24 protein-coding genes are annotated in these 26,578 nt (G+C 68.0%); 14 read left to right on the top strand and 10 right to left on the bottom strand.

All coding sequences use genetic code 11. The features are described 5' to 3' along the window. Nucleotides 1–9 precede the first annotated feature (9 nt). Nucleotides 10–1,530 (top strand): bifunctional 3-(3-hydroxy-phenyl)propionate/3-hydroxycinnamic acid hydroxylase MhpA, encoded by a 1,521-nt coding sequence (gene mhpA, locus H7K45_RS13445; protein WP_263996299.1) that lies wholly within the window; start codon nucleotides 10–12, stop codon nucleotides 1,528–1,530. Further along, the gene (locus H7K45_RS13440) at nucleotides 1,527–3,131 is read left to right on the top strand and encodes a bifunctional 3-(3-hydroxy-phenyl)propionate/3-hydroxycinnamic acid hydroxylase (RefSeq protein WP_263996298.1); all 1,605 of its coding nucleotides are present in this window, start codon (nucleotides 1,527–1,529) and stop codon (nucleotides 3,129–3,131) included. The genes mhpA and H7K45_RS13440 overlap by 4 nt, the downstream gene beginning before the upstream one ends. Here the strand turns inward: H7K45_RS13440 and H7K45_RS13435 are convergent. The 7 genes from H7K45_RS13435 to H7K45_RS13405 all read right to left on the bottom strand — a co-directional run bounded on the left by H7K45_RS13435 (nucleotide 3,115) and on the right by H7K45_RS13405 (nucleotide 13,728). Next, the gene (locus H7K45_RS13435; protein WP_263996297.1) at nucleotides 3,115–4,026 is read right to left on the bottom strand and encodes an ROK family protein; all 912 of its coding nucleotides are present in this window, start codon (nucleotides 4,024–4,026) and stop codon (nucleotides 3,115–3,117) included. The genes H7K45_RS13440 and H7K45_RS13435 overlap by 17 nt on opposite strands. Continuing rightward, nucleotides 4,026–4,640: a DUF7158 domain-containing protein gene (locus H7K45_RS13430; RefSeq protein ID WP_263996296.1), complete on the bottom strand. Its 615-nt coding sequence runs from the start codon at nucleotides 4,638–4,640 to the stop codon at nucleotides 4,026–4,028. The genes H7K45_RS13435 and H7K45_RS13430 overlap by 1 nt, the downstream gene beginning before the upstream one ends. Continuing rightward, nucleotides 4,637–8,794 carry a glycoside hydrolase family 38 N-terminal domain-containing protein gene (locus H7K45_RS13425; protein ID WP_263996295.1) on the bottom strand — a complete coding sequence of 1,386 codons (4,158 nt, stop codon included), beginning with the start codon at nucleotides 8,792–8,794 and terminating at the stop codon, nucleotides 4,637–4,639. Before H7K45_RS13425 ends, H7K45_RS13430 begins: the two co-directional genes overlap by 4 nt. Before the next feature lie 59 nt (nucleotides 8,795–8,853). Continuing rightward, entirely contained in the window at nucleotides 8,854–9,807 is a 954-nt protein-coding gene (locus H7K45_RS13420) for a helix-turn-helix transcriptional regulator (protein ID WP_263996293.1), read from the bottom strand. Between the two features lie 37 nt (nucleotides 9,808–9,844). After that, entirely contained in the window at nucleotides 9,845–11,470 is a 1,626-nt protein-coding gene (locus tag H7K45_RS13415) for an MFS transporter (RefSeq protein WP_263996291.1), read from the bottom strand. After that, entirely contained in the window at nucleotides 11,467–12,486 is a 1,020-nt protein-coding gene (glsA, locus tag H7K45_RS13410) for a glutaminase A (protein ID WP_263996289.1), read from the bottom strand. Before glsA ends, H7K45_RS13415 begins: the two co-directional genes overlap by 4 nt. A gap of 138 nt (nucleotides 12,487–12,624) precedes the next feature. Continuing rightward, nucleotides 12,625–13,728 carry an AI-2E family transporter gene (locus H7K45_RS13405; RefSeq protein WP_263996288.1) on the bottom strand — a complete coding sequence of 368 codons (1,104 nt, stop codon included), beginning with the start codon at nucleotides 13,726–13,728 and terminating at the stop codon, nucleotides 12,625–12,627. A 222-nt stretch (nucleotides 13,729–13,950) separates the two neighbouring features. Here H7K45_RS13405 and H7K45_RS13400 point away from each other — a divergent pair, with 222 nt between their 5' ends. Both H7K45_RS13400 and H7K45_RS13395 read left to right on the top strand, forming a co-directional pair. Further along, entirely contained in the window at nucleotides 13,951–15,042 is a 1,092-nt protein-coding gene (locus H7K45_RS13400; protein WP_263996287.1) for an aminotransferase class V-fold PLP-dependent enzyme, read from the top strand. A gap of 81 nt (nucleotides 15,043–15,123) precedes the next feature. Continuing rightward, nucleotides 15,124–15,381, top strand: a complete 258-nt coding sequence (locus tag H7K45_RS13395) for a helix-turn-helix domain-containing protein (RefSeq protein WP_263996286.1) — start codon at nucleotides 15,124–15,126, stop codon at nucleotides 15,379–15,381. Between the two features lie 6 nt (nucleotides 15,382–15,387). Here the strand turns inward: H7K45_RS13395 and H7K45_RS13390 are convergent, their stop codons facing one another. Further along, complete coding sequence (locus H7K45_RS13390) at nucleotides 15,388–15,738, bottom strand: toxin-antitoxin system HicB family antitoxin (RefSeq protein WP_263996285.1); 351 nt, start codon at nucleotides 15,736–15,738, stop codon at nucleotides 15,388–15,390. A gap of 242 nt (nucleotides 15,739–15,980) precedes the next feature. Between H7K45_RS13390 and H7K45_RS13385 the strand changes: the two genes are divergently transcribed. The 5 genes from H7K45_RS13385 to H7K45_RS13365 all read left to right on the top strand — a co-directional run bounded on the left by H7K45_RS13385 (nucleotide 15,981) and on the right by H7K45_RS13365 (nucleotide 19,538). Continuing rightward, nucleotides 15,981–16,607: a flavodoxin family protein gene (locus tag H7K45_RS13385; protein ID WP_263996284.1), complete on the top strand. Its 627-nt coding sequence runs from the start codon at nucleotides 15,981–15,983 to the stop codon at nucleotides 16,605–16,607. 227 nt (nucleotides 16,608–16,834) lie between these two features. Continuing rightward, the gene (locus tag H7K45_RS13380; RefSeq protein ID WP_263996283.1) at nucleotides 16,835–17,359 is read left to right on the top strand and encodes a DinB family protein; all 525 of its coding nucleotides are present in this window, start codon (nucleotides 16,835–16,837) and stop codon (nucleotides 17,357–17,359) included. A gap of 2 nt (nucleotides 17,360–17,361) precedes the next feature. Beyond that, complete coding sequence (locus tag H7K45_RS13375) at nucleotides 17,362–17,973, top strand: DinB family protein (RefSeq protein WP_263996282.1); 612 nt, start codon at nucleotides 17,362–17,364, stop codon at nucleotides 17,971–17,973. A 76-nt stretch (nucleotides 17,974–18,049) separates the two neighbouring features. Continuing rightward, on the top strand, nucleotides 18,050–18,523 hold the full coding sequence (locus tag H7K45_RS13370; RefSeq protein WP_263996281.1) for a hypothetical protein: 474 nt from the start codon (nucleotides 18,050–18,052) through the stop codon (nucleotides 18,521–18,523). Between the two features lie 82 nt (nucleotides 18,524–18,605). After that, on the top strand, nucleotides 18,606–19,538 hold the full coding sequence (locus tag H7K45_RS13365; RefSeq protein ID WP_263996280.1) for an alpha/beta fold hydrolase: 933 nt from the start codon (nucleotides 18,606–18,608) through the stop codon (nucleotides 19,536–19,538). On the opposite strand, the gene H7K45_RS13360 is transcribed toward H7K45_RS13365, so the two are convergent. Beyond that, nucleotides 19,510–19,743, bottom strand: coding sequence for a hypothetical protein (locus tag H7K45_RS13360; protein WP_263996279.1), 234 nt, complete (start codon nucleotides 19,741–19,743; stop codon nucleotides 19,510–19,512). The genes H7K45_RS13365 and H7K45_RS13360 overlap by 29 nt on opposite strands. A 337-nt stretch (nucleotides 19,744–20,080) precedes the next feature. Here H7K45_RS13360 and H7K45_RS13355 point away from each other — a divergent pair, with 337 nt between their 5' ends. The 5 genes from H7K45_RS13355 (at nucleotide 20,081) to H7K45_RS13335 (ending at nucleotide 24,770) form a co-directional block, all read left to right on the top strand. After that, nucleotides 20,081–20,374, top strand: coding sequence for a hypothetical protein (locus H7K45_RS13355; RefSeq protein WP_263996278.1), 294 nt, complete (start codon nucleotides 20,081–20,083; stop codon nucleotides 20,372–20,374). 53 nt (nucleotides 20,375–20,427) lie between these two features. After that, nucleotides 20,428–21,774, top strand: coding sequence for an ABC1 kinase family protein (locus H7K45_RS13350; RefSeq protein WP_263996277.1), 1,347 nt, complete (start codon nucleotides 20,428–20,430; stop codon nucleotides 21,772–21,774). After that, nucleotides 21,774–22,676: an alpha/beta fold hydrolase gene (locus H7K45_RS13345; protein WP_263996276.1), complete on the top strand. Its 903-nt coding sequence runs from the start codon at nucleotides 21,774–21,776 to the stop codon at nucleotides 22,674–22,676. The genes H7K45_RS13350 and H7K45_RS13345 overlap by 1 nt, the downstream gene beginning before the upstream one ends. A 126-nt stretch (nucleotides 22,677–22,802) precedes the next feature. Beyond that, a complete protein-coding gene (locus tag H7K45_RS13340) occupies nucleotides 22,803–23,681 on the top strand; it encodes a cyclopropane mycolic acid synthase family methyltransferase (RefSeq protein ID WP_263996275.1) in 879 nt (292 codons plus the stop codon). Between the two features lie 189 nt (nucleotides 23,682–23,870). Beyond that, entirely contained in the window at nucleotides 23,871–24,770 is a 900-nt protein-coding gene (locus H7K45_RS13335; RefSeq protein ID WP_263996274.1) for a cyclopropane mycolic acid synthase family methyltransferase, read from the top strand. Nucleotides 24,771–24,824: 54 nt separating this feature from the next. On the opposite strand, the gene H7K45_RS13330 is transcribed toward H7K45_RS13335, so the two are convergent. Continuing rightward, complete coding sequence (locus H7K45_RS13330; RefSeq protein WP_263996273.1) at nucleotides 24,825–26,456, bottom strand: PE-PPE domain-containing protein; 1,632 nt, start codon at nucleotides 26,454–26,456, stop codon at nucleotides 24,825–24,827. Between the last annotated feature and the right edge of the window lie 122 nt (nucleotides 26,457–26,578).

Raw genomic sequence — 26,578 nt, 5'->3', positions numbered from 1 at the left:
CGTGCGTCCGTGGTCGTCGTCGGCGCCGGGCCGACTGGTGCTACCGCGGGGATCCTGTTGGGGCAGTATGGGATCGACACAGTGGTCCTGGACCGGTGGAACGGGGTCTACCCGCAGCCGCGCGCCGTGCACATGGACGACGAGGTATGTCGGGTCGTAGCGCGGCTCGGCCTCGCCGACCGGTTTGCGGCCATTTCCCGTCCGGCGCTGGGTCTGCAACTACGCGACCGGCACCACCGCGTGCTGGCCGAGTTTCGCCGCGACACCACCACCAGCGCACAGGGCTACCCGCAAGCCAACATGTTCGACCAGCCCGAGCTCGAGGCCGTGCTCCGCGACGAGCTGATGCGCCAGCGGTGCGTCGACGTGCGCGGCCGCGCCGAGGTGATCGCGCTCGAGCAGGTCGACGGCCGCGTCCGCGTCACCTACCGCGACCATGCCGGTGACACCATGGCCAGCGTCGACGCGGACTACGTTCTGGGCTGCGACGGCGCCAACAGCTTCGTGCGCTCGACCATCCAGGCCCGGATGGAGGACCTGCACTTCGACCAACGCTGGTTGGTCGTCGACGTCGACACCGACGCGAATCTTCAGCAGTGGGAGGGCGTCCATCAGGTCTGCGACCCCGTTCGGGCGGCCACGTACATGCGCGTCGGCGTGACCCGCTACCGCTGGGAATTCCAGCTTCTCGACGGTGAGTCCGCGGACCAGTTCTCGAACTTGGCGGTCCTGCAACCGTTGATCGCGCCGTGGGTCCGCGGCATCGAGACCGACCGGTTGCGACTGATTCGCGTCGCGCAATACACCTTTCGCGCCCAGATCGCCGATCGGTGGCGGCGCGGAAACGTCTTCATCCTCGGTGACGCCGCCCATCTCACGCCGCCATTCATCGGTCAGGGCATGGGCGCCGGCCTGCGGGACGCGCACAACCTGGCGTGGAAGCTCGCCGGGGTCCTGCGGGGCAACCTTCCGTCGCAGGTCCTCGACAGCTACCAAGCCGAGCGGAAACCACACGCGCGAGCCATGATTCGACTCGCCCTGCTGATCGGTCGCCTCATGACCGGGGGCGGCGAGCTGGGTGACCGGCTACGCGGCGTCGCCGTACCGCGGCTGGGACTCGTTCCCGGAGTTCGCCGCCGCATCGTCGACTCGTCGACGCCGGCGTTGCACCGGTCGGCACTGGTCGGGCGCCGGCGAGGTCCGCGGTCGCTGACCGGGACGCTGTGCCCCAATCCCGCGCTGCCGGACGGCCGTCGGGTCGACGACGTTCGAGGCATGGGCTTCTCGATCGTCACCGCGGTGCCGTTCACGGCGGACCAGCAGGCGCTGGCCGACCGGCGCTGCGTCACAGTGGTCTTCGCAGCAACGGGTTCCGACTTGGCCCGGTGGCTTCGTCGGGGCCGCACCACCGCCGCCCTCATCAGACCCGATGGCACGGCGATGGCCACCGCGAGGCGGCCCGCAGACCTGCTCGCGCAGACCCCACGTCTTGCGGTGGTCGTGCCCATGCAACGAAGGATTGAACCGTGAACGAACCCGAGATCTACGATGTGGTGGTAGTCGGGCTGGGTCCATCGGGGGCGGCCGCCGCGAACGCGTGCGGCCAGCTGGGATTGCGAACCGTGGTCGTGGAACGCGATCTGGCCATCTTCGAACGCCAACGCGCCATAGCGTTGGACGACGAAGCGCTCCGCGCGATTGGCAACCTGGGCCTCTTTGACGAAGTGACCGCGCACATGCATCTGGGAGTGACCGCTCGCTTCATCGGTCTCGACGGCAAGCCGTTCATCGTCGGCCCCACCGGGCCGACCAGCTACACCGGACATGCGGTCGCCAACTTCTTCCATCAGCCGCTGCTGGAGCATGCTCTGCGCGACGGGCTCAGGCGCTGGCCGCACGTCGAAGTGCTCGCCGGCTGGACCGCCGAGTTCGTCGACCAGGACGATCGGGCGGTCACACTCCGCCTCACCGATGCCGACGGGACCGACCGCCTGGTGCGAGCCCGGTTCGTTCTGGCCTGCGACGGCGGAAGTAGCCCCCTGCGAAAGCAATTGGGCATCGAATTCGCAGGCAAGTCCTACTCCGAGCAGTGGATGGACGTGCAGGCCCGCACCAAGCGGCCCCTACACCGCGGACCCCACTTCGACTTCGTGTGCTCGCCCACCCGACCCGGGGTGCGCTGTCCATGCCCCGGTGGCTACTACCGCTGGGAGTGGCGCATCAATCCCGGCGAGGACGCCGAAGCCATGCTGCAACCGGCCAACGTCTGGCGCATGCTGGCCTCGGAGGGTGTCACTCCCGACGACGTCGAAATCGCCCGAACCTGGTCCTACACCTTTCACGTTCGCAAGGCGCGCGAATGGCGCAAGGGCCGGGTCTTGCTGCTGGGCGACGCGGCCCATGTGATGCCACCATTCGCCGGTCAAGGGATTTCCGGTGCATTCCGTGACGCGGCGAACGTGGTCTGGAAGATTCAGGCCGTGGTCGCCGGGCACGCCGGAGACGACCTGCTGGACACCTACCAGAGCGAGCGGGAACCGCATCACGACGCCATGACCAACCGGGCGATCCTCCTGGGCCGGCTCGTCATGCCACCCAACCGTTCGATCGCGCGCCTGCGCGACCTCGCGTTCCGAGCCGTCGCCAAGGTTCCCGGTGCTGCGAAGGCCATCACCCGCAAGGTCGTGGAACCGACGCCTCTGGGCAGTGGCTGCCTGACGACGGCCCCGCGTAAACGGTCTCCGGTGGGGTACCTGCTCGCCCCGGCACGGGTGGCCACGCCGGACGCGCGACAACTCCGGGTCGACCAGGCCCTCGGGCTCGGGTGGAGCATCCTGGGGATGGACGTCGACCCTTGCGACGACATGACGCCGGCGAGCCTCGCGGCATGGCAGCGGATCGGCGCCCGCTTCCTCGTGATCCGGCCGGGCACGTCGGTCGTCGTCGACGGCGAACTGGGCGATCCTGCCGGAGAGCTGTGGGATGCCATAGCCGCCAATGGTTCTCGGTACCTCGTCGTCCGACCGGACCGATACGTCTATCAGGCCACCGACGACGGCGCCTCCATCGCGCCGCCCAGGTTCTATCTGCCCTCCGTTCGAGACCTCGACGGGCTCAGGGCGACGCGTTGAACAGTGCCGCCGCGCCCACCAGCCCGGCGTCCCCACCGAGCTCGGCGGGCAGCACGCGCAGATCCCGGATGAAGCTCAGCCCGGCGTAGTGTCCGAGCGCCGTGCGCAGCGGGTCGAACAGCAGCGCACCGGATTTCGCGACGCCGCCGCCGATCACCACCAGATCGAGATCGCACACCGCCGCCACCGACGCGATCATGCGCGCGATCGCGTTCGCCCCGCGGTCGAAGGCTTGCAGTGCCACCGGATCACCGGCATTGGCCGCGTCGGCCAGTTCCTTGGCGTTGGCCTCCGGTGGGGCGACCCACCCGTGGGCCCGCGCCCAGCGTGCGAGGTGCGGTCCCGCTGCGACGGTCTCCGCGCAGCCGTGGCCGCCGCAGGTGCACAGGTCGCCGTCGGGTTCGACGACGACGTGGCCCACGTGCCCGGCGTTGCCCGTCCGGCCGTCGTAGGGCGCGCCGTCGAGCACCAGACCGCCGCCGATGCCGGTCGAGACCACCATGCCCATCAGGAATTGAGCGTCGCGGCCCGCGCCGCGCCACCTCTCCCCCATCGCCATGCACAGCCCGTCGCCGCCAAGGCGCACCGGTAACCCCGTGGCCGCGGCGACGCGCTCGACGATCGGAAACCGTTGCCACGCGGTGATGTTGATGGGGCTGGTGGTCCCGGCGGGCAGATCGAGCGGTCCGGCCGACGAAATGCCGACCCCGCGGACGTCCCCGGTGGCCGCGGCCGTGGCGTCGACGATCAGCTTCTCGGTGACCGCCCAGATCGCCTCCGAGTCGGTGCGCGGGGTGGGCAACTGCGCGTGGTGCACCAGCTCGCCGTCGGCGTCGACGAGCCCGACGGCGATCTTGGTGCCGCCGACGTCGAGGGCAAGAACGAGCTCACTCATCAGTGCCTGTGGGTGTTGTCGGGCTGGCGCGGATCGCCGGGGTGTTCGTAACCGGGCGCCAAGTGCACCAGCTCCTCTCGGCGAGCGTCGAGCCAGCGGCGGAATTCCCGGCGCCGCGCCGAGGCCAGGAGGTGCTCGGCGACGTCGGTGCGCACCTGATCGATCGGGACCTCGGCCGGGCGGCGGCCCCAGCCGCCGGTGCCGACGGTGCGGCGCGCGAATCGACGGGGGTTGCGGGCGTGGTAGTCCACGACCTCCTGCTCGGTGACGACGACGCCCGCGGTGACGTGGACGAACACCGCCCTGGCGAGCGCGTCCTCGAGCGCCGAGGCTGCCACGCTGCCGATCTCGAGACGGGCGGGCACGTCGGGCAACAGGTCGTCCTCGGTCGGTGCCCCCTCGGCGACCACGCCGGCGTCGGCGGCCGCCGCGGCGACCACGCGGGCGGTGACGAGTGCCTGAACCAGCCACCGACGGAGCTGACGGCCTTCGCTGGTGCCCGGTTGAGGCAGCGCGCTGGCCAGCCGGGTGTCGCGCAGCCGGCGCTCGCTGGCATCCACCTCGTCGACGAGCACCGGCTCGCCGCCGACCATCGCCACCACCTGGGCGCTCATCGCACCACGACCTTCACCGCCGGTGAATACAGCAGTTCGCCGGCGCAGGCCACGCGGATCAGCGCCCACCATTCACCGGGGTCCTGCCACGCCGGCGGGGTGACGTCGAACTCCAGGTCGACGGTGCCGCGGGCGGCCAGGTCGGCCCCAATGGCGTTGGGCCCCAACCACTCCCAGGTACCCCATGGGCTGACCAGATGAGCCTCCACGGCGAGGTCGGCGTAGGCGTCGGTGCCGACGGTGACGCTCAGGATGGCCGAACCACCTGCCGCCACCTCCACGGGGTCCGGATCGGTGACGAACCTCAGCACGCGGTCGTCGGTCGCGCCGACGGCGATCACGCACACGTCTTCGACGACCTGGCGCCACGCCGACGGGATGCCGCTGCCGGTCAGGCCGAGCTCGGCGCGCAAGGGGTAGAGCCCGGGCGGGGTACCGGCGGGCATCGTCAGGTCCACGATCGACTCCAGGAAGTCCCCCGGCGGCAGCACGAACGGCAGTTCGGCCATCTCCACCGTCCAGCCCGGCGCGGGGATGAGCCGAACCTTGCCGTGCAGCGCCACGTCGGTCACGTCGCTGACGGCGGTCAGTTGCAGGCGGATCGAGTCGTCGGCGTCGACCGCGAGTTCGTGAGGGTGCAGGTGTGCGACGGCGGGCAGACCGCCGAGCGGCGCGGGGCCGCGGTTGTGCAACCAGTACCTGGCGTAGAGGGGTTGTGCCGCCTCGGCATCCGGGCCGAGCGCCACGTCGTCGGCGTCGAGGACGCGCGGCAGGTTGAGCTGGGCGCCGAACGTGGCGATCTCGAACCCGTGCAGTGACAGACCGGCTGATTGGTCGAGCAGGGGTTCTTCGAGCAGGTCGAGTCGGCGGGGCGAGGTCACCGTGCGCAGCCCGGAGCGGATGACGACTTCTGCGGATGTGCCGCGCGTTTCGACCAGCCGCAGCGCGATGCCGTCCTCGGCGTGCACCCGCCGGCCGCTGCCGCGGGCGGTCGGGTTGCCGAGCACCTTCAGCGCCCCCAGGGCCACGTCGCGCGCCGGCTCGACCTCGAGCAGTGATCCCCACGGGGGCAGGCCCCCGGAGGTCGGGTCGTGTTCGGCGATCACGGCGAGCAGGGGTTGACCGAACTCCGCACTGCGCGAGGGGATGCCCGCCTCACGCCAGTCGCCGCTGCCACTGGCGACGGCGTAGTCGAAGGTATGCGTCCAGTGCTGCAGCTGAAAGTTGGACCCGTCGGGTGCGGTGCGTCGCGGGGGGTCGATCCACGTACCCGAGGGCCACCCGGAGCACGACCGCATCAGCGAACTGTGCAGCGTCCCGTCGACGTCGACCGCGAAGCTGGGCACGCCGCGGTTGAACACCGCGACGGTGTGGTCCTCGAAGTCCTCGAGATCGTCCGGCGCGGGCTGGTCGACGGTGATCTCGGCGTCGGCGAGGTCCTCGACCAGCGCGGCCACCGCGGCCACGTCGACGATGAGCACGGGCAGGGCAGCCACGTCGCGTAGGTCGGCACCCGGCACCCAGACGTCCTTGAGCGGGCGCGCCGCCGGTACCCAACTGCGTTCGGCCGCAAGCGAACTGCCGCGCAGGACTGCGGCAGTGAAGGCGTTGACCTCCGGGCCGCCGACGGAGATCCGCACGTCGGGCAGGTTGGAGTCGACGGTCAGGTCGCCGTACCGCGGGGCGGTGGCGTCACTGCAGGTGGCGGTGACACCGGCGCGGGCCAGAGCGACCATCAAGTCACGCACCACCGGGTCGGCGTCCCCGCCCGGGGAGACCACTTCGGCCACCGAGATGGCACGCATGCCGGAACCCGATCCCCGGTCGCTGCGCTCCTGCCCTCCGACACCCTGGAACCGCACCCTTACCGCCGACGACAGACCGAACCACCCGTAGGCCGGATTGTCCAGGGTGGACGGAAACTTGGCGCTATCAACGGCTTTGACCGAACCGCGGTCGTGAGTCAACCCGAAGCCGCGGCCGATCACCGCGTCACCCACCTCGCTGACGGGCATCGCGCCGGGCACGGGACACGGCCATCGCAGCCTGAGCATGCGGTCCTCGCCGGTGAAGTCGTCGACGGTGGTGCGGCAGTCGACGCGGTCGACCCCGTGCCACAGCGTAATCGTCTGGGTGTAGCGCAGCAGGTTCTTGATGCGGCCGGCGACGACGATCCGCTCGCCGAGCGCGGACCGGTAGCACTGCACCAAGGTGGCGGCGGCGCCCGCGGAGGTCGTGACGTGCCCCTTGGGCAGCAGATGCCACGGCCCCTCGCCGGCCTTGGGATGGGCGGAGTACTCGTCGTAGACGGCGAGTTCGTTGCCGACGCGGCCCGGGGCGATGAGCTCTCGACCGCCGACGGTCAACGAGGTCACGGCGCCACCTCGTCCGGCGTCGACCCGCAGCTGATGGAACTCGTTGCCGATCGCATCCCCGGGCACCGGCTCCCACTCCGAGGCGCCGTGGCCGTCGACGAAGCGGTAGGACCGCCAGCCGAGCGAGGGCACATCGCGGGCCAGCCAACTCACCGAGTGGCCGCCGTGTTCGATCAGAACGTCCACCGGTGCGCCGTCGGGGTCGACGACGGCACCGGTGAAGGGTTCCTCGAGGTGCACGGTGACGAGGTCGGTTCGGTCGTGCGCCAACGGATTCCACACCACCACCGACGCGTCGACCGCGGTCGACAGCAGGCGCAGGGCGGTGTCGCGCACATCCGTGCCGAGCTGCCACGCGTCGCGCCAACTGGTGAGCAGATCGAGGTACACCTGGTCGGATTCCGACCCGGTGATTGCATCGTGGTGGGCGCCGTAGGCCAGCTGCACCCATGCCTTCGCCAGCGCTGCCTCCGGATAGGCTGCGCCGGCGAGCAATCCGGCGAACACGGCAAAGCGTTCGGCGTGCAGGACGGCGTGCTCGGCGGCCCGGTTGCCCTGCTTGGTGTCGACGTAGGAGACGTCCTTGCCCGTGTAGATCGGGTTCATGTCGCGGGTTTGGGGTGACGGTGCGATCGCGCGGGACTCCAGTTCGGTGCGCACCGCGGCGAAGAACTCGCTCGGTAGGGCGCACACGAAGCGGGGCCAGGTGTAGCGGGCGTTCCAGTCTCGGTGAATGTCGGTGACCCACTTGTTGGGCGGGGTGTAGTCGGTGCCGACGGGCAGCAACACGTTGCGGGTCAACGCGACCGTCTTCATCTTCGAGAACAGTTCGTAGGTCGCCCGTTCGGCGTCCTCCAGGGAGGCAGAGGAGTCCATCCACCAGCCGGCGGCGTAGTGCGCGGGCATGTAATGGGTCAGCAGTCCGCGGCCCGAGGGCGCCATCCACTCGAACTCGCTCGGAAATTGCATGCGTCGGGCGTCCCCGCCGTCGGCCATCGGGCCCCACTGGTGGAAGGGGCCGCGCGCCCACGAACTCGACGTCAGTCCTGCGTCAGCCGCCATCCCCGGGAATTGCGGGTCGTGGCCGAAGACGTCGAGCTGCCAGGCCGTCGCCGGATCGGCCCCCATGACGTCGCGTTGAAAGCCGATCCCGTGCACGAAGTTGCGAATCGCGGTCTCGGGGCTGGTCAGGTTGGTGTTGGGCTCGTTGTACGTGCCGCCCATGATTTCCACGCGACCGAGGTCGATCAGCCGGCGCAGATCGTCGCGATCTTCGGGGTTGGTGTCCCAGTAGGGCTTGAGGTAGTCGACCTCGGCCAGCACGAACTTGTATTCGGGCTCGCGTCTTGCCATTTCGAGGTGCGCGGTGACCAGCTCGAAGCCGTTGGTCTGCCGGCAACGTCCCGGCGGGTCCTCGGTCCACACGCTGGTGTAGGCGGCCTGGGTGTTCCACCAGACCGGGTCGTAGTGGAAGTGGTTGACCATGTGCATGGTCCACCCGGGCTCGGCGACGACGAAGTCGAATTCGGTGACGCCTCGGCCGGCGACCACCTGAGCGCGCCGCCTCTCGCCGACCACGGGGTCGTCGACGCGCACCGACACCTCGACGTGACGCCCGCGCGGCACCGCCGTCGCCTCGCCCACCGTGTGCAGCCCGGGACCCTCGACGTGCACCGGCGTGTCGTGGGCACAGAAGCGGTAGGACACCCGCACCACCTGGAGAGGTTCGTCGGCCGGGCCGGTGAACAGCTCCGTCGACTCTGCCGAGGTGACGTGCATCCCGTCACCCTACGTGCGCACCCTCGTCGCGAGGGCGCAGTCCGAGCACACTCGCCCCATCACGGCGTGGCGCGCCGCAACCTGTCGGCCACGGTGCGCACAGCGGCCGCCACCTCCGCGGGCGCGAGCACCTCGAACTCGACGCCCGGCATCGCCAACCACGGCACCATGCGTTCGGGATCGTCGGCACCCGCGGTCAGGATGCACGCATCCGGCCCGTCCTCCTCGATCTCGGCGGACGCGTCGGAGAAGCATTGGGCGACGGCGTCTCTCGGGGCGCGGTAGCGCACCCGCGCGACGTAGCGGTACGGCGAGGCGGTGATCGCGCGTCGCACGTACTGGGCGGCGTCGGGCGCCTCCCGCGGAGTGAAGGTGGTGCCGCGCGCGATCACGTCGGACATGCGGTCCAGGCGCAGGCTGCGCCAATCGTCGCGGTCGCGGTCGAAGCACAGCAGATACCAGCGCCGTCCGGTGGTCACCAACCGGTAGGGCTCCACGCGCCGGTCGGTCGTGGTCCCGGCGCGGTCGACGTAGCCGGCCGCGACGTGTTCGTGGTCGCGGCAGGCGCGGGCCAGGGTCATCAGCACGTCGGGGTCGACGAGATCGTCGGTCTGACCGGGAGTCAGCGTCGTCGTCGCGTCGTGCACGGCGGCGACCTGTGAGCGCAACCGCGACGGCATGACCTGGTCGAGCTTGGTCAGCGCGCGCAGCGCGGACTCACCGACGCCGGCGACGCTGCCGCCGGCGGCAACCCGGAGGCTGACGGCCATCGCGACGGCCTCGTCGGGGTCGAGCAGCAACGGCGGCAGCGCCGCACCGGCACCCAGCTGATAGCCCCCGCCGTGTCCCTTGCTGGCGTGGACGGGATAGCCGAGTTCCCGCAGGCGTTCGACGTCACGGCGGACGCTGCGGCCCGTCACTCCGAGCCGTTCGGCGAGCTCGTCGCCGCCCCACACGCGTCGCGACTGCAGGAGCCCCAGCAGACGGAGGACGCGACCGGTCGTCTCGGACATGCCTCGAGTCTGCCCCATTCATAGGACGGAAAGTGTCCTATGACGTCGCGCCCGATGACTCGGGTATCTCGCCCGGCCGATATGACGGCAGTCGCAGCGCCGGCAGTATCGCCACGACGCTGACGCCCGCCAGAATGAGCAGTCCGAGCCTGAGGGCGCGAAGCCGAGCATCGGTGTTTATCTGCACCGCGGCAGCCACTTCGGCGTCTGACGCGTCAGTTCTGCTCAGGACGTCTCGCAGTTGATCATTGCTGACGAAGTTGACCTGGTCGAGGTCGACCTGCGCGATGAGCCGGTCGGGAATGTTCACGTCGTCGATCACGGCCTGACCCACGTTCAGCGAGAGAATGCCCACCAGCATGGCGCCCGCGACCGCCGTTCCCACGGCCGAGGCGAGATTCTGGGTCGTGCCTCGCACCGATCCAACGTCGCCGGCCAACTCCTTGGGCGCTGCGGTCACCAGCACGTTGAACACGAGGGTGACCAAGGCGCCTTGACCTATGCCGAAGACGACGAGCCCGAGAATCGTCGGCAGGGTCTCCCAGTCGTTGGTGACGACGAACGAGAGCCACAGCAGTGCCGCGGTGGTGAGGGTGAAGGAGAACACCCCGATGACCCTCGGCGTAAAGCGCTGGTAGAACCGGACCACGAGGGTGGCGGTGAGGAAGACCGTCAGGTTGAACGGCAGCATAGCCAATGAGGTGTCGAAAGGCGTTCGGCCCTGGACGATTTGGATGTACAGCGGCACGGTGAAGTTCAATGCCGCCTCGAGCGTGACGACGATGAACATTGCGTACACCGCGGAACGCTCGCGCCCGGAGCCGAGCACCGACAGGCTCACCAGAGGCACCTTGCCCAATCGGGTCCGGCGTCGCGTCCAGACGAAGAAGGCCTGTCCGAGCACGATCCCGATGACGGCCAGCAGCGGCGCCGGGGAGAGGCCGCCGACGTCGAACGGTGCGTCGCTGGTGGCCTGCAACAGCCCCCAGCCGTTGAGGTTGTTGAACCCCAGCGTCAGGCACATCACGCCCAGCCCGATCATCAACGCGGCGACGACGTCGACGTCGACTGACGCGTCACCGGGCGCCGAATGCAACCGAAAGCTGAAGAGGAACACCGCCACCGCCAAGGCGAGGACGATGAGGAAGACCGGCCGCCACCCGACGAACGTGCCGAGCGTGCCGCCGATCAAGAAGGCGCTGACTCCGGACAGCGCACGTGCCGATCCCAATGAGCCGACGGCGGTAGCCTGTTGCGTCCCACGGTAGTTCGCCGCGATCAGAGCCACCAGCGACGGCACGATGATCGCCGCGCACGCGCCCGCCACGGCTTGTGCGGCGATCACCCATGCCACGGACGGGGAGAGCACCATCATCAACGCCGACGCAGCGAACGCGGCGACCACGACGCGGAAGACCACGATCCACCCCACCCGCTGGCCGATCTTGGCGCCCACCATCACCAACGCGGCGACCACGAGCCCATAGGTGACGATGGCGGTGCTGACTGCCGTCGGCGGGACACCGAAGTCCTCCACCATGCCGCCGATGGACACCGGAAGCGCCGCGACGTTGAACGACATCAACATCTGGGCGAGGAACAGGCCCACCATCGGCAGCCAGGAGGCGCGCTCCTCGTCGATCCCGTTCGGTTCGGTGGTCACGCCTGGCCCCTTCCTCGGGCGGCCAACGTATGCGCATGCGAAGCAAAGATGTTGAGCCCCAACACTCGCGACAGGTAGGCCGTGGCGCGTTGACCCCGCACACTGTTGCCGGCCACGTCCAGGGGTGGTGAGAACGTGCCGATGCCGGCCTTGCCGGGCGCAACGGTGATCAGGCCGCCCGCCACCCCCGACTTGCCGGGCAAGCCGATCTCGAAGAGCCATTCCCCGGAACGCTCGTAGGCACCGTTGGCCGCCAGGATCGCCAACGTGTCCCGGCATACCCCCGCCGACACCACCCGCTCACCGGTGACCGGGTTGACCCCGCCGTCGGCAAGGGTCGCCCCCATCACCGCCAGGTCCTTCGCAGTGACCCGTAGGGAGCATTGCCGGGTGTAGACGTCCACGACCTCCAGCGGATCGAGTGCGATGCGTCCATAGCTCTCCAGCAACCGCGCGATCGCCCGGTTGCGGTGGTTGGTCTCCGCCTCCGACCGGTACACCGTCTCGTCGACCTGCAGCGGGCGACCGGCGAAGGCCGACAAACCGGACGCGATGTGTTCCCACTGCTCGTCGGGAGTGAGTCCCGGAATCAACGCGGTGGTGGCGATCGCCCCGGCATTGACCATGGGGTTCATGGGGTGACCGTCGTTGAGCTCGATCGCGATCACCGAATTGAATGGCAAACCCGTGTTGTTGACCCCGATCCGGTCGGCGACGACGTCGTGGCCATATGCCTCACACACCAGTGCGTAGACGAACGCCTTGGAGATCGACTGAATCGAGAACTCCACGTCGGCGTCGCCTGCGCAGTGAGCCTCGCCGTTGGTCTCGACCACCGACACTGCGAACCAGTCCGGGTTCGCCTGCGCAAGCACCGGGATGTAGTCGGCGACCACTCCCGATGCGTCCGCCTCATATCGCCGATGAGCCGCTTCGACGAGTGACTCGACTTCGGACCACTCGGGCAAGAGTCCCGTATATGCCCGTTGCTCGACGTCGCGAGAGTCGACTTCCATGGCCTTCCCCCTCCCGCGTGCGGCCAGCCGGCACGGTGCACGCGGACGTATCGAGCGTAGGCACCCTTGGTGCGCTGGCGGGCACCTTTGACCGGGTTGGTCGACCCAATCGTTGAATCGACAGGCGTTCGGCGCACGTCAGTCGGCGGTGCCGGACCCACCCGCGGCGGCACGCAACTGACGTATCGCAGCCACCGACTTGACCACCGCCGCGAGCAGCGGTGCGCCGAGGACCATTCCCAGCAGACCGGCGACGGTGCCACCGATCATCGTGGCGAGCAGAACCGCGACCGGGTGGAGGCGCAACGACGACCCGAGCGCCCACGAGCTCGCCACGCTCTGGATGGTGCCGTTGGAGATCACGAAGGTCAGACCGAGGATGAGTGCGGCAGTCGGGCCACCGGATCCCAGCGCGATCAACACGACGAACGCGCCGGTGATCCACGCCCCCAGGTAGGGGATGAAGGACAGCACGAAGTACAGGATGAGTATCGGGATCGCCAGCGGCACACGGAGAAGCAGGAGTGGAATCATGAAGATCGGCGCCGTCACCAGAGCGGTCAAGGCGGTTCCCCGGAAGTAGCCGCGCACCGACTGCCGAGTCAGCGAGATGACTGCGTCGACTTCGGCGTCGACCAGGGGTGTCGAGCGCGCCAGCCACGCGGGGAAGCGCTCGGCGTCGCGCAAGGCGAAGAACAAGAAGAACGCCGCCAGGAACGCGCCGACGACCAGCGAGAGCGCCCCGTAGAAGGTGCTGGCGACGGCACCCAGAATTCCCTGCCCAAGGTCCGGTGCATGGTCCGCGAACGCCGACTGGAGCCGGGGAAGCCACTGTGCGTCGGCGTCCATCTCGCCGGCCCAATCCACGAATGCCGTCCATCCGAGGAGCAGCTGTCGGTAGATCTCCGACCATTGCTGCAGGAAGCCCCACACCACGATCGCGACGGTGCCCGCGGCCACCGCAGTAGTGACGAGAAGTGTTGCGGCGACGGCGATCACGGCCGGAATCCCGAGGCGTCGAAGTGCCGCCGAGAGCGGTTCGAGCACGATTCCGAGGATCAGCGCCACCGTCAACGGCACCAGGATGCCGCTCAAGGCGCTCAATGCGCCGGCGATGACGACGACCAAGGCGATGACGCCCAGCGCCGACCAGCTGACCACGCCAGCTCGCCGCATCCTGGCGGCCAGGGACCAGCCTCCCCCAGCTTGAGCGCTCTCCCCGCGGCCCGCGTCGTCGGCCATGACGACACTCGATCACATTTGGGGCCGGTATCGACCGCCTTCCGCGGACACTCCCATTTTGGCCGAGCGGAACGCCCATGTGATTGGACAGATTTTCAACGATTCGTGGAGAGGACTTCCACGAATCGTTGTAGCGTCGCCCGCACCACACTTGGAGGTCACGATGCCTCTCAAGACACCCGAACACGAACGCACACGACAGTTCCTCGCGCGGGTGCTCCCGTGACGCCGATCTCACCGCGGTACCTGCTGCAGTTCTCCGAGCCCGCGGGGTATCTGGACTTCGCGCGCTTCGGCCCGCCGTCGCACGCCGTGCTGGACACCACCGCCCGGCTGTTGGAGAAGGCGACGCATGCCGGGCCGGCCACGGTCGACGAATTGATGCGCGAGGAAACCCGCGCCAAGGCCGCCGCTGCCCGGTTGTGCCGCAGCGACGTCGACCACGTCGTGCTGCAACCCAACACCAGCCTGGGGCTGCTGCAGGCGGCCTTCAACTCCGCCGGCGGCACGGTGCTGGTGTCGGCCGCCGAATTCCCGGCCAACACCTACCCGTGGGCCAGGGCCGAACAGGCGGGGCGCCTGACGGTCCGGCGCATGCCCGGCGGATTCGTCACCGCCGACCGTGTCGACGACGCGCTCACCGACGACGTCACGACGGTCTCGGTCAGCGCCGTCGACTATCGCACCGGGTACCGGGCCGACCTCGCGGCGCTGCGCGACGTCGTCGGCGACCGCGTCCTCGTCGTCGACGGCATTCAGGGCTTCGGCGTGATCGAGGCGCCGTGGGAGGTGGCCGACGTGTTGGTCGTCGGTGGGCAGAAGTGGTTGCGTGCCGGGTGGGGAACGGGTTTCGCGGTGCTGTCGGACCGCGCGCTGGAGCGTATGGATCCGGTGCTGTCGGGCTGGACCGGCGCACGTGACCCCGGTCTGTTCGACGACGAGATCCACCCCGCCGACGGCACGGCGGCCGCATGGTCGATCTCCAACCTGAGCCCGGTGACCTCCGGCGCGTTCGCGGTGGCGCTCGAACTGGTCGAGGAGACCGGTGTCGGCGTCATCGCCGCCCACGTCGCCGACCGGGTAGCCGAACTCGAGGACGTCCTGCTGTCGCGGGGCGCGGAGATCGTGTCCGCCCGCGAGCGGCGCGCGGGCATCCTGGCGTTCACCGTGCCGGAGCATGCCCCCGAGCAGATCGGTGCGGCCTTGGCCGCGGCCGGGGTGACGGCAACCGTTCGGCCAGAACACGTTCGGCTGTCTTCCCACGTGAGCACCACCGCCGAGACCGTCGACCGCTTGCGTGCGGCCCTGCTCTAGCTGATCCGCCGTGGCACCACCCAGGACCTCGTCGACTACCGGACCAACAGTCCCGACGGTCGCCCGATCCGGTAGTCCACGTTGTTCCTGCGGGACGCCGACGGCGTTGCGATCGGCTGCCTGTGCGTCAACAGCCTGCAACGGTTCCTGGTCGACCGCGCGATCGCCAAGGTCGGTGTACCGACCCCGGAGATGAAGATGCACCACAAGGCGGCGGTGGTGCGCGAGCTCGACGAGGCCGGCTTCTTCCTCATCCGCGACTCGGTAGACCTCGTGGCGAGCCAGCTCGAGGTGACCCGCTACACGATCTACGACTACCTCAACGAGATTCGCGGCTGACCGGCGCTAGAAGAACGGGTCGGTGGTGGCGACCGGTCCCCGATCCGCCAGCTTCTGAACCACCCAGTGGTTCAGGGACACACCCTGTTCGGCGGATTCGACCATCAACCGCGAGTGCAGCAACGACGAGGTGCGGACCAGGAAGTTGCCGCTGTAGTGCCGGTCGGTGAGCGACGGAGGAGGATCGGCGTCGTCCACTTCGTACTCCTCGAGGATGGCGGCGACTCTTTCGGTGATCTTTGCGATCGCCTCCAATGCGGTCGGGGCGTGGGTCTCCTCCATCCGAAATTCGAGGCAGACGCCGACGTAGTCGCCGGACTCCATCGACCACTGTGCTCGGTAGGTGTAGTTCTTCATGGGCCGATGGTGTCGGGGCGGTCCGACACGACCCGGGGCGAAGTGCGTCGTCGTCGGGGGCTCATCCCCAGGAGAGAGTGCCCACCCACTCTGGAAGTCGTTATCGCCGGCGCTATCAGCCAAGCAGTGATATCGCCGGCGATAGAGAGTTCGAGGGTGGGTCCCGCCGGCAGCGGCGCCCTTCATTCGTCGATGGGCGACTCGGCGGTTTGAGCGGCGGGCGTTGGGTACGCGGGGCCGACATGACGACTGATGCGATCCGACCGCTGCGTGCCGTCGGATTGATTTGTAGCCTCAAGCCAAGCCCGGCGCCGTCGAGCAGTGCCGTGATCGCCGACCAGTTGTTCGAACACTTGGCGAAGGCGGGTGTGGAGTGTGAGACGGTGCGCTGCGTCGACTACTCCGTCCTGCCGGGGGTTGAGACGAACATGGGCGACGAGGACGAATGGCCGGCGATCCTGGAGAAGATCGTCGCGGCGGACATCGTCTTGGTGTCGACGCCCACGTGGGTGGGGCACATGTCCAGCGTCGCTCAACGCGTTCTCGAGCGCCTCGACGCCGAGCTGTCGGAGACCGACGACGCGGACCGCCCGCGCCAAGTCGGCAAGGTTGCCTTGGCCGCCGTGGTGGGCAACGAGGACGGCGCCCACAAGATCGTGGCCGATCTGTTCCAGGCCTTGAACGACGTCGGCTTCACCATCGCAGCCCAAGGCTGCACCTACTGGAATGACGAGGCCATGGGCGGCCGCGACTTCAAGGATCTCGAACGGACACCGGAGGCGGTGGCGACGACCACGGCGACGGCGGCTCGCAACGCACTACATCTTGCGAACCTGCTTCGTGCGCAGCCCTATCCACCGTATTCGTGACCGCCCGGAACTACAGCTTCGCCACGTCACCGTCATTCGTCGACGGACAACGGCGCCGACGCCAACACCACTGCACTGTCCCTCAGGTCGTGCCAAAACTGATCGGAGACGACGCAGTTCAAGGCGTCGACGTCTTCTCCGATTCGACTGGGCCGGCTCGAGCCGGGGATGACCTCATCTCACTCTTAGGACCGAAACCGTCCTAAGCGCCTGCGAAGCTCGTCTCCATGAACCTCATCGCCCACCTCGTCGAGCAACTCGACTGGCACTGGCAGCATCAGCTGCGCCCCCGGTTGGCCGGTCTCACCGACGACGAATACTTCTGGCAGCCGGTGCCGAACTGCTGGACGGTGCACCCGGATGGTGACGTCGACTTCGTCCACCCGCCCCCGACACCCGAACCCGTCACGACCATCGCGTGGCGGATGGCCCACGTCATCGTCGGCGTGCTCGCCGTCCGGGCCCATTCCCACTTCGGTGGGCCACCCGCGTCGTACGAGTCGTGGGACCACGCGACGACCGCCGACGACGCCCTGCGCCAACTCGAGGACGCCTACGCCCACTGGACCGCCGGCGTCCGGGCCCTGACGACGGCCGATCTCGACACTCCGGTCGGGCCCGCCGAGGGACCGTGGGCCGACCGGCCGATGCTCGACCTGATCTTGCACGTCAACCGCGAGGTGATCCATCACGGCGCGGAGATCGCGCTGCTGCGAGACCTGTATGCCCACACCACTACGAAGGAGAACTGACGATGCCCGCCATGCCCGGACCCGTTGCCGATGAACGACACGCCTTGCGCGACTTCCTGTTTCAGCAGCAGTACGCCTTCCATGCCATGGCGTATGGTCTGACCGACGTGCAGGCGCGCTCGACGCCCACGGTCAGCGCGCTGTCGATCGGCGCGCTCATCAAGCATGCGACCGGCTGTCAGCGCGGCTGGATGGCGCGGGTCGCGGCGGCCCCGGAAGCACCGCCAGCCGACGACCGTTCGGCGGAGGTCCGTCAGGCGGAGTACGCCGACGAATTCACGATGCGCCCCGACGAGACCTTGGCCGCACTGCTCGAGGCGTTCGCCGCGCAGAACGAGGAGACGCTGCGGCTGGTCGAGACGGCCGATCTGGACGCCGCGGTGCCGGTCCCACGGGACGCGCCGTGGTTCCCGAAGGACGTCGATGCGTGGTCGGTGCGGTGGGTGGTGATGCACATGATCGAGGAACTGGCGCGCCACGCCGGACAGGGTGACGTCATCAGGGAGAGCATCGACGGCGCGACGATGTACGAGCTGCTGGCCGGGCTCGAAGGATGGCCGGCGACGGACTGGCTGACGCCGTTCACTCCAGCAAGCACAAAAGATCAAGATTGACTTCGGCCAAGGGCGGGTAACAGCCCACACAGGTCCTCATTGGGGAGAAGTCATCTACACAGAATCGAGACCGCACATGGCCGTCGCTCGCAGTTCCCTCCGTTTTCGTGCCGCTGCCGGCATCGCCGCTGCGTTCGCGGTCGGCACGCTGACCGTGGCGTGCGGAGGCAGCGACAGTAGCTCCGACTCCAGCACCTCCAGCACGACGGAGACGACCACCACCACGACCGTCAGCACGGCTCCCTCGGAGTCGACGATGGCGCCGACGACGTCGGGTGCACCGGGCGCAGGTGCCGGTGAGGGTGGCGCCAGCGCGACCGCGCCGGGTGCCGGCGCAGGTGCCGGCCCCGGTGGCGCGACGGCGAGCGTGCCCGGCAGTGACACCGGTGCAGGAGCCGGACCCGGCGGAGCGTCCGCCACGGTTCCCGGCGGCGGCGCAGGTGCCGGACCCGGCGGTGCGTCCGCTGGCGTGCCCGGAGCCGGAGCGGGCGCCGGACCCGGCGGAGCCTCGGCGTGCGCCGGCGGCGTGTGCGTTGGCACCGGCGGCTAAACGCCTCTAGCAGTAGACGCGGCGGGACCCGATGCCGGAGACGGCATCGGGTCCCGTCGCGCGTTGCAGGTAGAAAGGCGTCATGCGCAAGCGGACTGGCCGGGCCAAGGGCGGCACCCCGGACCATCCGGTCGAGCTGTATTACGAGGACTTAGGTGACCGGAAGCATCCCGCCATCTTGCTGATCATGGGCGTCGGCGCCCAGCTGCCGATGTGGCCGGACGGGTTCTGCAAGATGCTGGTCAAGCGGGGCTATCGGGTGATCCGGTTCGACCATCGTGACGTCGGGTGGTCGACCAAGATGAGCGGGCAACGCGCGGAGGGCGCGGTGGTGCCGCGCATCGGGCGCTATCTGTTGGGCCGCCCCAGCCCGGTGCCCTACACGTTGGTCGACATGGCGCAGGACGCCACGGATCTGCTCGACCACCTTCGCATCGACGCCGCCCACGTCGTCGGCGCGTCGATGGGCGGCATGATCGCCCAGATCCTGGCGGCCACCCACCCCGACCGCGTCATGTCGCTGGGTCTGTTGATGACCAGTGCGGGCAAGCCGTTGTCGGCACTGCCGTCGTGGCGGGTGATCAGGTTGGCGCTGAATCCGCCCGGCAAGGACGCGCCGCGGGCGGCCAAGATCGCCGTCGAGATGCACAACATCGCGGTGATCAACGGTCCCAACTTCGTGCCGACGCAGGAGCAGCTGCGCCACCGCGTCGAGACGCTGACCGCCCGCAGCGACTACAAGCAGGGCGGCCTACGGCAGTTCGACGCGATCCTCGGCACCGGCAGCCTGGTGCGCTTCACCCAGAGCATCACGGCGCCGACGGTCGTAGTGCACGGCTCTCACGACCCGATGATGCGAATTCGCAACGGCCGCAACCTCGCTCGCCTGATCGACGGGGCCCGCTTCGTCGTCGTCGACGGCATGGGGCACGACCTACCCGAGCCGGTGTGGCGGCCCGTCGTCGACGCGGTGCTCGAGAACGCCGTCAGCTCGCCCCGTACCGGGCGGCCTTGACCACGGGCACGGCCTTGGCGGGCATGTCCTTGCCCGGGGTCGTGCTCGTCGTGGTGGCCCCTAGGTTCATCGCCCCGGAAGATGCGTGCGCATCGGGGGCGTTGTCGCCCATGACTCCCACGAGTCCCATCGCCACGACGGCGAGTCCACCCGCTGCTGCGGCCGCGGCCTTGACGCGCCGGGTGCGTACCTGGTTCACGGACATTTGATCGAACCCCTTGTCGTTCTTCGTGATCCAACCTCGTCAGTTGGTGGCACTCCGTTGAGTGATAGCTGGGAGTCTGAGGTGCCGATCGGGCGGATGGACAGCACCCCAAGCAAGCCTTGCGAAGATCGGCAGGATACTGCCAGCGATTCCGGGAATACGGCGGCCGTTGCGGCGCCCGCGGAGGGAGTTTGAGCACTCTTCCCAATCGTTGCTCATAGCGCGACCTGAGCAGCGTGCACGTACGCGTTCCCCGACGTGAGCTGGTCTTCGAATTGATATCGCCAGTGGCCCCTGACATCATGAGTCGTCACTGATCGGGGGGTCGGCAAACACAATGAGCAGGCATCGTCGGGTCGAGCCCGACGCTGAAGATGATGAGCCCGTCTACGTTCCACACCTGGCTCGCTTGGCGGAAGCTCAAGCCAAGCTGGAACGGGCCAGGCAGCTGCCTGAGAGCCGCTCCCGCCGGGCCCGCAAGCGTGCCGAGGCCGGCGTCGAGGCCGCTTCGCTCGCCGTCCAGTCCGCAGCGGAGGCCGCGCATGATGCCGGTGCGACGTGGACCGAGATCGGCGACCTGCTCGGGATCAACCGGGCGACGCCGACACCGCGCGCAACGCCGTTGGTGTGACGGTCACCACACCACATTTCCGCTGACCGAGGCTCCTTTGAGACACTCGAATGATGACCACCACCAAGCACCGCGAGGTTGCCCGGCTGGATCGGGTGCCGTTACCCGTCGAGGCCGCCCGCGTCGGAGTGACGGGATGGCAGATTGCCCGCACCGGAGCGCGGGTCGTCAGCAACCTCGCCAGCCGCGGCTCCCTGCAGCAGAAGATCGTCAAGCAGATCCCGCAAACGTTCGCCGATCTGGGCCCCACCTACGTCAAGTTCGGCCAGATCATCGCCTCGAGCCCCGGCGCCTTCGGCGAGCCGATGAGCCGCGAATTCCGGACCCTGCTCGACCGGGTGCCCCCGGCCGACACCGCCAAGGTCCACGAGCTGTTCAAGCAGGAACTGGGCGGCGAGCCCGCCAACCTGTTCAAGAGCTTCGACGAACAGCCGTTCGCCTCGGCGTCGATCGCCCAGGTGCACTACGCGACGCTGCACTCCGGCGAGGAGGTCGTGGTCAAGATTCAGCGGCCGGGCATCCGCCGTCGCGTGGCCGCCGACCTCCAAATCCTCAAGCGCGGTGCGCAATTGGTCGAGCTGGCCAAGCTGGGTCGTCGCCTCAGCGCCCAGGACGTCGTCGCCGACTTCGCCGACAACCTCGCCGAAGAGCTCGACTTCCGGCTCGAGGCGCAGTCGATGGACGCCTGGGTGGCGCACATGCACGCCTCGCCGTTGGGCAAGAACATCCGGGTTCCCCAGGTGTATTGGGATCTGACGAGCGAACGCGTGCTGACCATGGAACGCGTTCAGGGTGTGCGCATCGACGACGTCGCCGCCATCCGCAAGGCCGGCTTCGACGGCACCGATCTGGTGAAGGCCTTGCTTTTCAGCGTGTTCGAGGGCGGGCTGCGGCACGGGCTGTTCCACGGCGACCTGCACGCGGGCAACCTCTACGTCGACCCCGACGGCAAGATCGTCTTCTTCGACTTCGGCATCATGGGCCGCATCGACCCCCGCACCCGGTGGCTGTTGCGAGAATTGGTCTACGCCCTGCTCGTCAAGAAGGACCACGCCGCGGCGGGCAAGATCGTCGTGCTGATGGGCGCGGTGGGTAACGTCAAACCCGAAGGCGACGCCGCGAAGGACCTGGAGGCATTCGCCACTCCGCTGACGATGACGTCGCTGGGCGACCTGTCCTACGCCGAGATCGGCAAGCAACTCTCCACGCTCGCCGAGGCCTACGACGTGAAGTTGCCGAGGGAGCTGGTGCTGATCGGCAAGCAGTTCCTCTACGTCGAGCGCTACATGAAGCTGCTGGCGCCAAAGTGGCAGATGATGAGCGACCCCCAGCTGACGGGCTACTTCGCCAACTTCATGGTCGAGGTGTCCCGCGAGCACTCCGACGAGTTGGACGCCTAGTGGACATCAGGACCGGTACGGCCAAGTCGGGTGAGCTCGACATCTACTACGAGGACATGGGCGATCCGAACCACCCCGCCGTCCTGCTCATCATGGGGCTGGGCGCGCAATTGACGTTCTGGCGCACCGGTTTCTGCGAGCGGCTGGTCGACCACGGGTTGCGGGTCATCCGCTACGACAACCGCGACGTGGGCCTGTCCAGCAAGCTCGACGGCGCCCGCACCGGCGCCAAATTGTTGCCCAGGCTTGCACGCACTCAGCTCGGCCTGCGCAACGAGGCGGTCTACACCCTCGAGAACATGGCCGACGACGCCGCGGCGCTGCTAGACCACCTGCAGATCGAGAAGGCCCACGTGGTGGGTGCGTCGATGGGCGGGATGATCGCGCAGATCTTCGCCGCGCGGTACCAACAGCGCACCAAGACGCTGGCCGTCGTCTTCTCGAGCAACAACCAGGCGATGCTGCCCCCGCCAGGATTCAAGCAGCTGCAGGCGGTGACGACGCGCCCCAAGGACACCTCGCGCGAGGGCGTCATCGCCAACACGGTGGCGGTCAGCAAGATCATCGGCAGCCCGGGCTACCCCGTGCCTGACGACCAACTCCGGGCCCAGGCCATCGAGGGCTACGACCGCTCGTACTACCCGGCGGGCGTGGCGCGGCACTTCAGCGCCATCCTCGGCAGCGGCAGCCTGCTGCGTTACGACAAGCAGATCACTGCCCCCACGGTGGTGATCCACGGTCGGGCCGACAAGTTGATGCGCCCGTCCGGTGGCCGCGCCGTCGCCAAGGCCATTCGACGCTCCCGGCTGGTGTTGTTCGACGGCATGGCCCACGATTTGCCAGAACCCCTGTGGGACGACATCGTCGGCGAGTTGAAGACCACGTTCGCCGAGGTCCCCTGATCGTGGCGGGAATTCGGCAGGCACCGTCACGCGGCGTAGAGTGCGCGGTTGAGCGCATGAGGGGGCCTTGGCGAGTCATCGGCGACGATGCCGGCCCACTGACCAGCCAGAAAGGCACCTTTCACCATGTCGACTACCCGTAAGAAGGGTGGCCTCAAGCCGCACTTCGAGGACGTCCAGGCCCACTACGACCTGTCGGACGACTTCTTCGCCCTGTTCCTCGACCCCAGCCAGACCTACAGCTGCGCGTACTTCGAGCGCGACGACATGACGCTGGAGGAGGCCCAGCTCGCCAAGGTCGACCTGGCGCTGGGCAAGCTCGGCCTGCAGCCCGGCATGACGCTGCTCGACGTGGGCTGCGGCTGGGGTTCGACCATGCTCCGCGCCATCGAGAAGTACGACGTCAACGTCGTCGGCCTGACCCTCAGCGAGAACCAGAAGGCGCACGTCGAGGCGGAGTTCGCCAAGAACGAGAGCCCCCGGACCAAGCGCGTCCTGCTCAACGGCTGGGAGCAGTTCGACGAGCCCGTCGACCGCATCGTCTCGATCGGCGCCTTCGAGCACTTCGGCAAGGACCGCTGGGACGACTTCTTCGCGATGGCCTACAAGGCCCTGCCCGACGACGGCGTGATGCTGCTGCACACCATCACCGCGCTGACGTTGCCGCAGATGACCGCGGCCGGGTTGCCGCTGACGATCGGCATCGCCAAGTTCGTCAAGTTCATCCTCACCGAGATCTTCCCGGGGGGATACCTGCCCACCACCGAGATGGCTCAGGAGTACGCGACCCGGGGCGGCTTCAACCTCACCCGGACGCAGTCGCTGCAGAAGCACTACGCCCGGACGCTCGACACGTGGTCGGCGGCGCTGGAGGCCCACAAGGACGAGGCCATCGCCATCCAGTCCCAAGAGGTCTACGACCGCTACATGCACTACCTCACCGGGTGCGCGAAGGGCTTCCACGAGGGCTACATCGACGTCTGCCAGTTCACGCTCGAGAAGTAGGTTCTCGCTCCGCCAGGGGTGGCGTGGTGGTGAATTGGAGTAGTCCGCGGGGTAACCGATACTCTGTTGCGCTTGACGGGCGGGTTTGCGCGTTGGCACCCACCGCCGCGGGTAGGGTCCGACACGACGCGACACCCGTAGGCACCCTGCGCCCGCTGCAGTGAATCAAGAAAGGCCCAGCAGAACACCATGGCTGACAACACCGGCATCAAGGACATGACGCCTCACTTCGAGGACATCCAGGCCCACTACGATTTGTCGGACGACTTCTTCGGGGTGTTCCAGGACCCGACGCGCAAGTACAGCTGTGCGTACTTCACCAGCCCCACCCAGACGCTGTCGGAAGCGCAGATCGCCAACGTCGACCAGCACTTGGAGAAGCTCGACCTCAAGCCCGGCATGACGTTGCTGGAGGTGGGGTGCGGCTGGGGTCTGACCCTGTTGCGGGCGATGCAGAAGTACGACGTCAACGTCATCGGCTTGACGCTGAGCAAGAACCAGCAGGCCTACTGCCAGCAACTGCTGAGCGGAGTCGACACCGACCGCAAGTACGATGTGCGGCTCGAAGGCTGGGAACAGTTCGGCAGCTCGGTGGACCGCATCGTGTCGATCGAAGCGTTCGAGCACTTCGGCTTCGAGCGCTACGACGACTTCTTCAAGATGTGTTACGACGTGATGCCCGACGACGGCCGGATGACCATCCAGAGCAGCGTCGCGTACCACCCCGACAACCTGCAGGCCCGCGGCCGCAAGCTGACCTTCGAGATGGCGCGCTTCATCAAGTTCATGATCACGGAGATCTTCCCCGGCGGGCGCCTGCCCAGCACCGACATGATGGTCGAGCGCGGCGAGAAGGCGGGCTTCACCGTTCCCGAGCCGCTGTCGCTGCGCAACCACTACATCAAGACCCTCGGCATTTGGGCCGCCGCCTTGGAGTACCACAAGGAGCAGGCCATCGCCGCGGCCGGCGTGGAGAACTACGACCGCTACATGAAGTACCTGACCGGGTGTCAGTACTACTTCGTCGACGAATCCATCGACGTCAGCCTGGTCACCTACCTGAAGCCGGGCGCCGTACCGGCCGCCTAACGCACTGACGACGAAGCCCGGCACTCCTCGCGAGTGCCGGGCTTCGTCGTTGGATCAGGCGGCTTGCTTGTCCGCGTCGCCGGTGCCGGTCTCCCTCGCGGGGGCGGCGGTGCCGGTGTCCGTACCGGTGACTTTGGTCTGACCGTCGCCGGCCGCGCCGGCGGCCTTGGCGTTGTCGCTCGCCTCCTTGGCCTTGTCCGCGGCGGCCTTCGCGGCAGCATCCTGCTGCTTGTCGGCGGCGTCCTTGGCGTCGTCCTTCAGCTTGTCGGCCGCGGCTTTCTCTGCGGCCGTCTTCTCGTCTGCCGCCTTGTCGGCCGCGTCCTTCGCGTCGGCCGCATCCTTTGCGTCCGCGTCCGCCTTGACTTCAGCAGTAGCCGTGTCAGCAGTCTTCGCCTCCGTGGCGGCCTTACCTGTGGCCGGGTCGGCATCTTGTTCCTCGGTCTTCGCGTCTACCGACGCGGACCGAAGATCGATTCCGACGGAAGCCGTGTTCACCACTGCGGCGACCTTCTTGTTCTCGACGGGGTCGACGGTCTGAGGTGCCACGCTGCGAGCCACCAGGGTGGACGGCGCCTGGGTGGGCGTGGTCGCTGGCGTCAGCGACACCCCGCCGGCCAGGGCATCCTTGATGCCCTGAACGATCGCGGCGACGAACTTGACCGAGAAGTCGATGGGGTTGATGGCGAATGGGTTGAACGGCAGGATCGACAGCGTCCGGGCTATGCCTGGGTCGGTGACGCGGTCATAGCCCAGGTCGACGAGCAGCTTGGTTACCGGGTTGACCAGCGCCACAAGCGGATTGACCAGGGCACTCAGTCCCAGCTGCTTTCCGAGACCGACAATCGGCTGATACAGCGGCAGCGCTCCCTGCTGCGGAATGAGGACGAAGGTGGCATCGCCGCTCACCCGGTGTGGCGCGTTGGCGATGGCGGTCGCCAACGTGCCGTTGTCGTATCCGTACGGCAGTGAGTCATTCGGAGAGTTGCTGTTCGGATCCAAGTAGTAGCCATGGACGGACTCGAACGCGAAGAGTGCGTTCAAAATGGCCAACGGGTTGCCCCAGTACTGCGGTGCGTCGCCGACGGGGTCGTATTCGAAGCTGTAGTTGGTGCTCTTGACACCGATGTTGGTGGGCAGTTGCGGGTTGAAGGAGATGTCCAGGCCGGGGATCGTCGGCAGGAAGCCCAAGCGTGACCACAAGCCCAGCGGGTTGTTGATGTTGCCGATGGTGACCACCGAGACGCGACCCTTGGCCGAGTCGGGGATCGCGTACATCTCGCGGGAGACCACCGCACCGCCTTGGGAGTATCCGAAGATGATGATCGGATCGGTGCCTGGTGCGGCCAATGCGGCGGTCAGCGCCGTGTTCAGGTTAGTGACGCCCGTGCCGACCGACTGGTTCCAGGTGTCGCAGGAAAAGCCGGGGCACCAGTTCGGGATGAAGCCAATCGGGTAGAAGCTGGCCGGGTAGTCGACGCCCTGAAGGTTGCATCCGTCGGTCGAGCTGCAGGGTGTGCCCGACACGTTGATGTAGCGATTGGCTGCGTTCTCCTTGTACCCGGTGACCGCGTTCGGAGGGAGGATGTTGTGAGTTCCGGTGCCGGGCACGATGAGTGCGGTCGTGGCCCCGAAGGCCAAGGCAGCCGCGAAGGCCGAGCCGATGGCGAGGGCGACCGACCCGAGCATCGCGACGAGGACAACCCCAATTGAACGAATCGTGCGACGCACCTGACGACCTCCACCTACGCGCCTTCGAGTCTGCGAGCGCTGACCCCTCGGGCATGTTCGCACAGTGAATGGTCTGGCAC

The sequence above is a fragment of the Mycobacterium yunnanensis genome (genome assembly GCF_025823185.1).
Lineage (GTDB): Bacteria > Actinomycetota > Actinomycetes > Mycobacteriales > Mycobacteriaceae > Mycobacterium > Mycobacterium yunnanensis.
Note: the sequence above shows the minus strand (reverse complement) of the source record. Positions and strands in the feature narration are given on the sequence as shown.

Coding starts and splice junctions, on each gene's coding strand:
- H7K45_RS13435 (WP_263996297.1), bottom strand. CDS start 4,026: ATGAGTGAGCTCGTTCTTGCCCTCGACGTCGGCGGCACCAAGATCGCC.
- H7K45_RS13430 (WP_263996296.1), bottom strand. CDS start 4,640: ATGAGCGCCCAGGTGGTGGCGATGGTCGGCGGCGAGCCGGTGCTCGTC.
- H7K45_RS13425 (WP_263996295.1), bottom strand. CDS start 8,794: ATGCACGTCACCTCGGCAGAGTCGACGGAGCTGTTCACCGGCCCGGCC.
- H7K45_RS13420 (WP_263996293.1), bottom strand. CDS start 9,807: ATGTCCGAGACGACCGGTCGCGTCCTCCGTCTGCTGGGGCTCCTGCAG.
- glsA (WP_263996289.1), bottom strand. CDS start 12,486: ATGGAAGTCGACTCTCGCGACGTCGAGCAACGGGCATATACGGGACTC.
- H7K45_RS13405 (WP_263996288.1), bottom strand. CDS start 13,728: ATGGCCGACGACGCGGGCCGCGGGGAGAGCGCTCAAGCTGGGGGAGGC.
- H7K45_RS13390 (WP_263996285.1), bottom strand. CDS start 15,738: ATGAAGAACTACACCTACCGAGCACAGTGGTCGATGGAGTCCGGCGAC.
- H7K45_RS13385 (WP_263996284.1), top strand. CDS start 15,981: ATGACGACTGATGCGATCCGACCGCTGCGTGCCGTCGGATTGATTTGT.
- H7K45_RS13380 (WP_263996283.1), top strand. CDS start 16,835: ATGAACCTCATCGCCCACCTCGTCGAGCAACTCGACTGGCACTGGCAG.
- H7K45_RS13375 (WP_263996282.1), top strand. CDS start 17,362: ATGCCCGCCATGCCCGGACCCGTTGCCGATGAACGACACGCCTTGCGC.
- H7K45_RS13370 (WP_263996281.1), top strand. CDS start 18,050: ATGGCCGTCGCTCGCAGTTCCCTCCGTTTTCGTGCCGCTGCCGGCATC.
- H7K45_RS13365 (WP_263996280.1), top strand. CDS start 18,606: ATGCGCAAGCGGACTGGCCGGGCCAAGGGCGGCACCCCGGACCATCCG.
- H7K45_RS13360 (WP_263996279.1), bottom strand. CDS start 19,743: ATGTCCGTGAACCAGGTACGCACCCGGCGCGTCAAGGCCGCGGCCGCA.
- H7K45_RS13355 (WP_263996278.1), top strand. CDS start 20,081: ATGAGCAGGCATCGTCGGGTCGAGCCCGACGCTGAAGATGATGAGCCC.
- H7K45_RS13350 (WP_263996277.1), top strand. CDS start 20,428: ATGACCACCACCAAGCACCGCGAGGTTGCCCGGCTGGATCGGGTGCCG.
- H7K45_RS13340 (WP_263996275.1), top strand. CDS start 22,803: ATGTCGACTACCCGTAAGAAGGGTGGCCTCAAGCCGCACTTCGAGGAC.
- H7K45_RS13335 (WP_263996274.1), top strand. CDS start 23,871: ATGGCTGACAACACCGGCATCAAGGACATGACGCCTCACTTCGAGGAC.
- H7K45_RS13330 (WP_263996273.1), bottom strand. CDS start 26,456: ATGCTCGGGTCGGTCGCCCTCGCCATCGGCTCGGCCTTCGCGGCTGCC.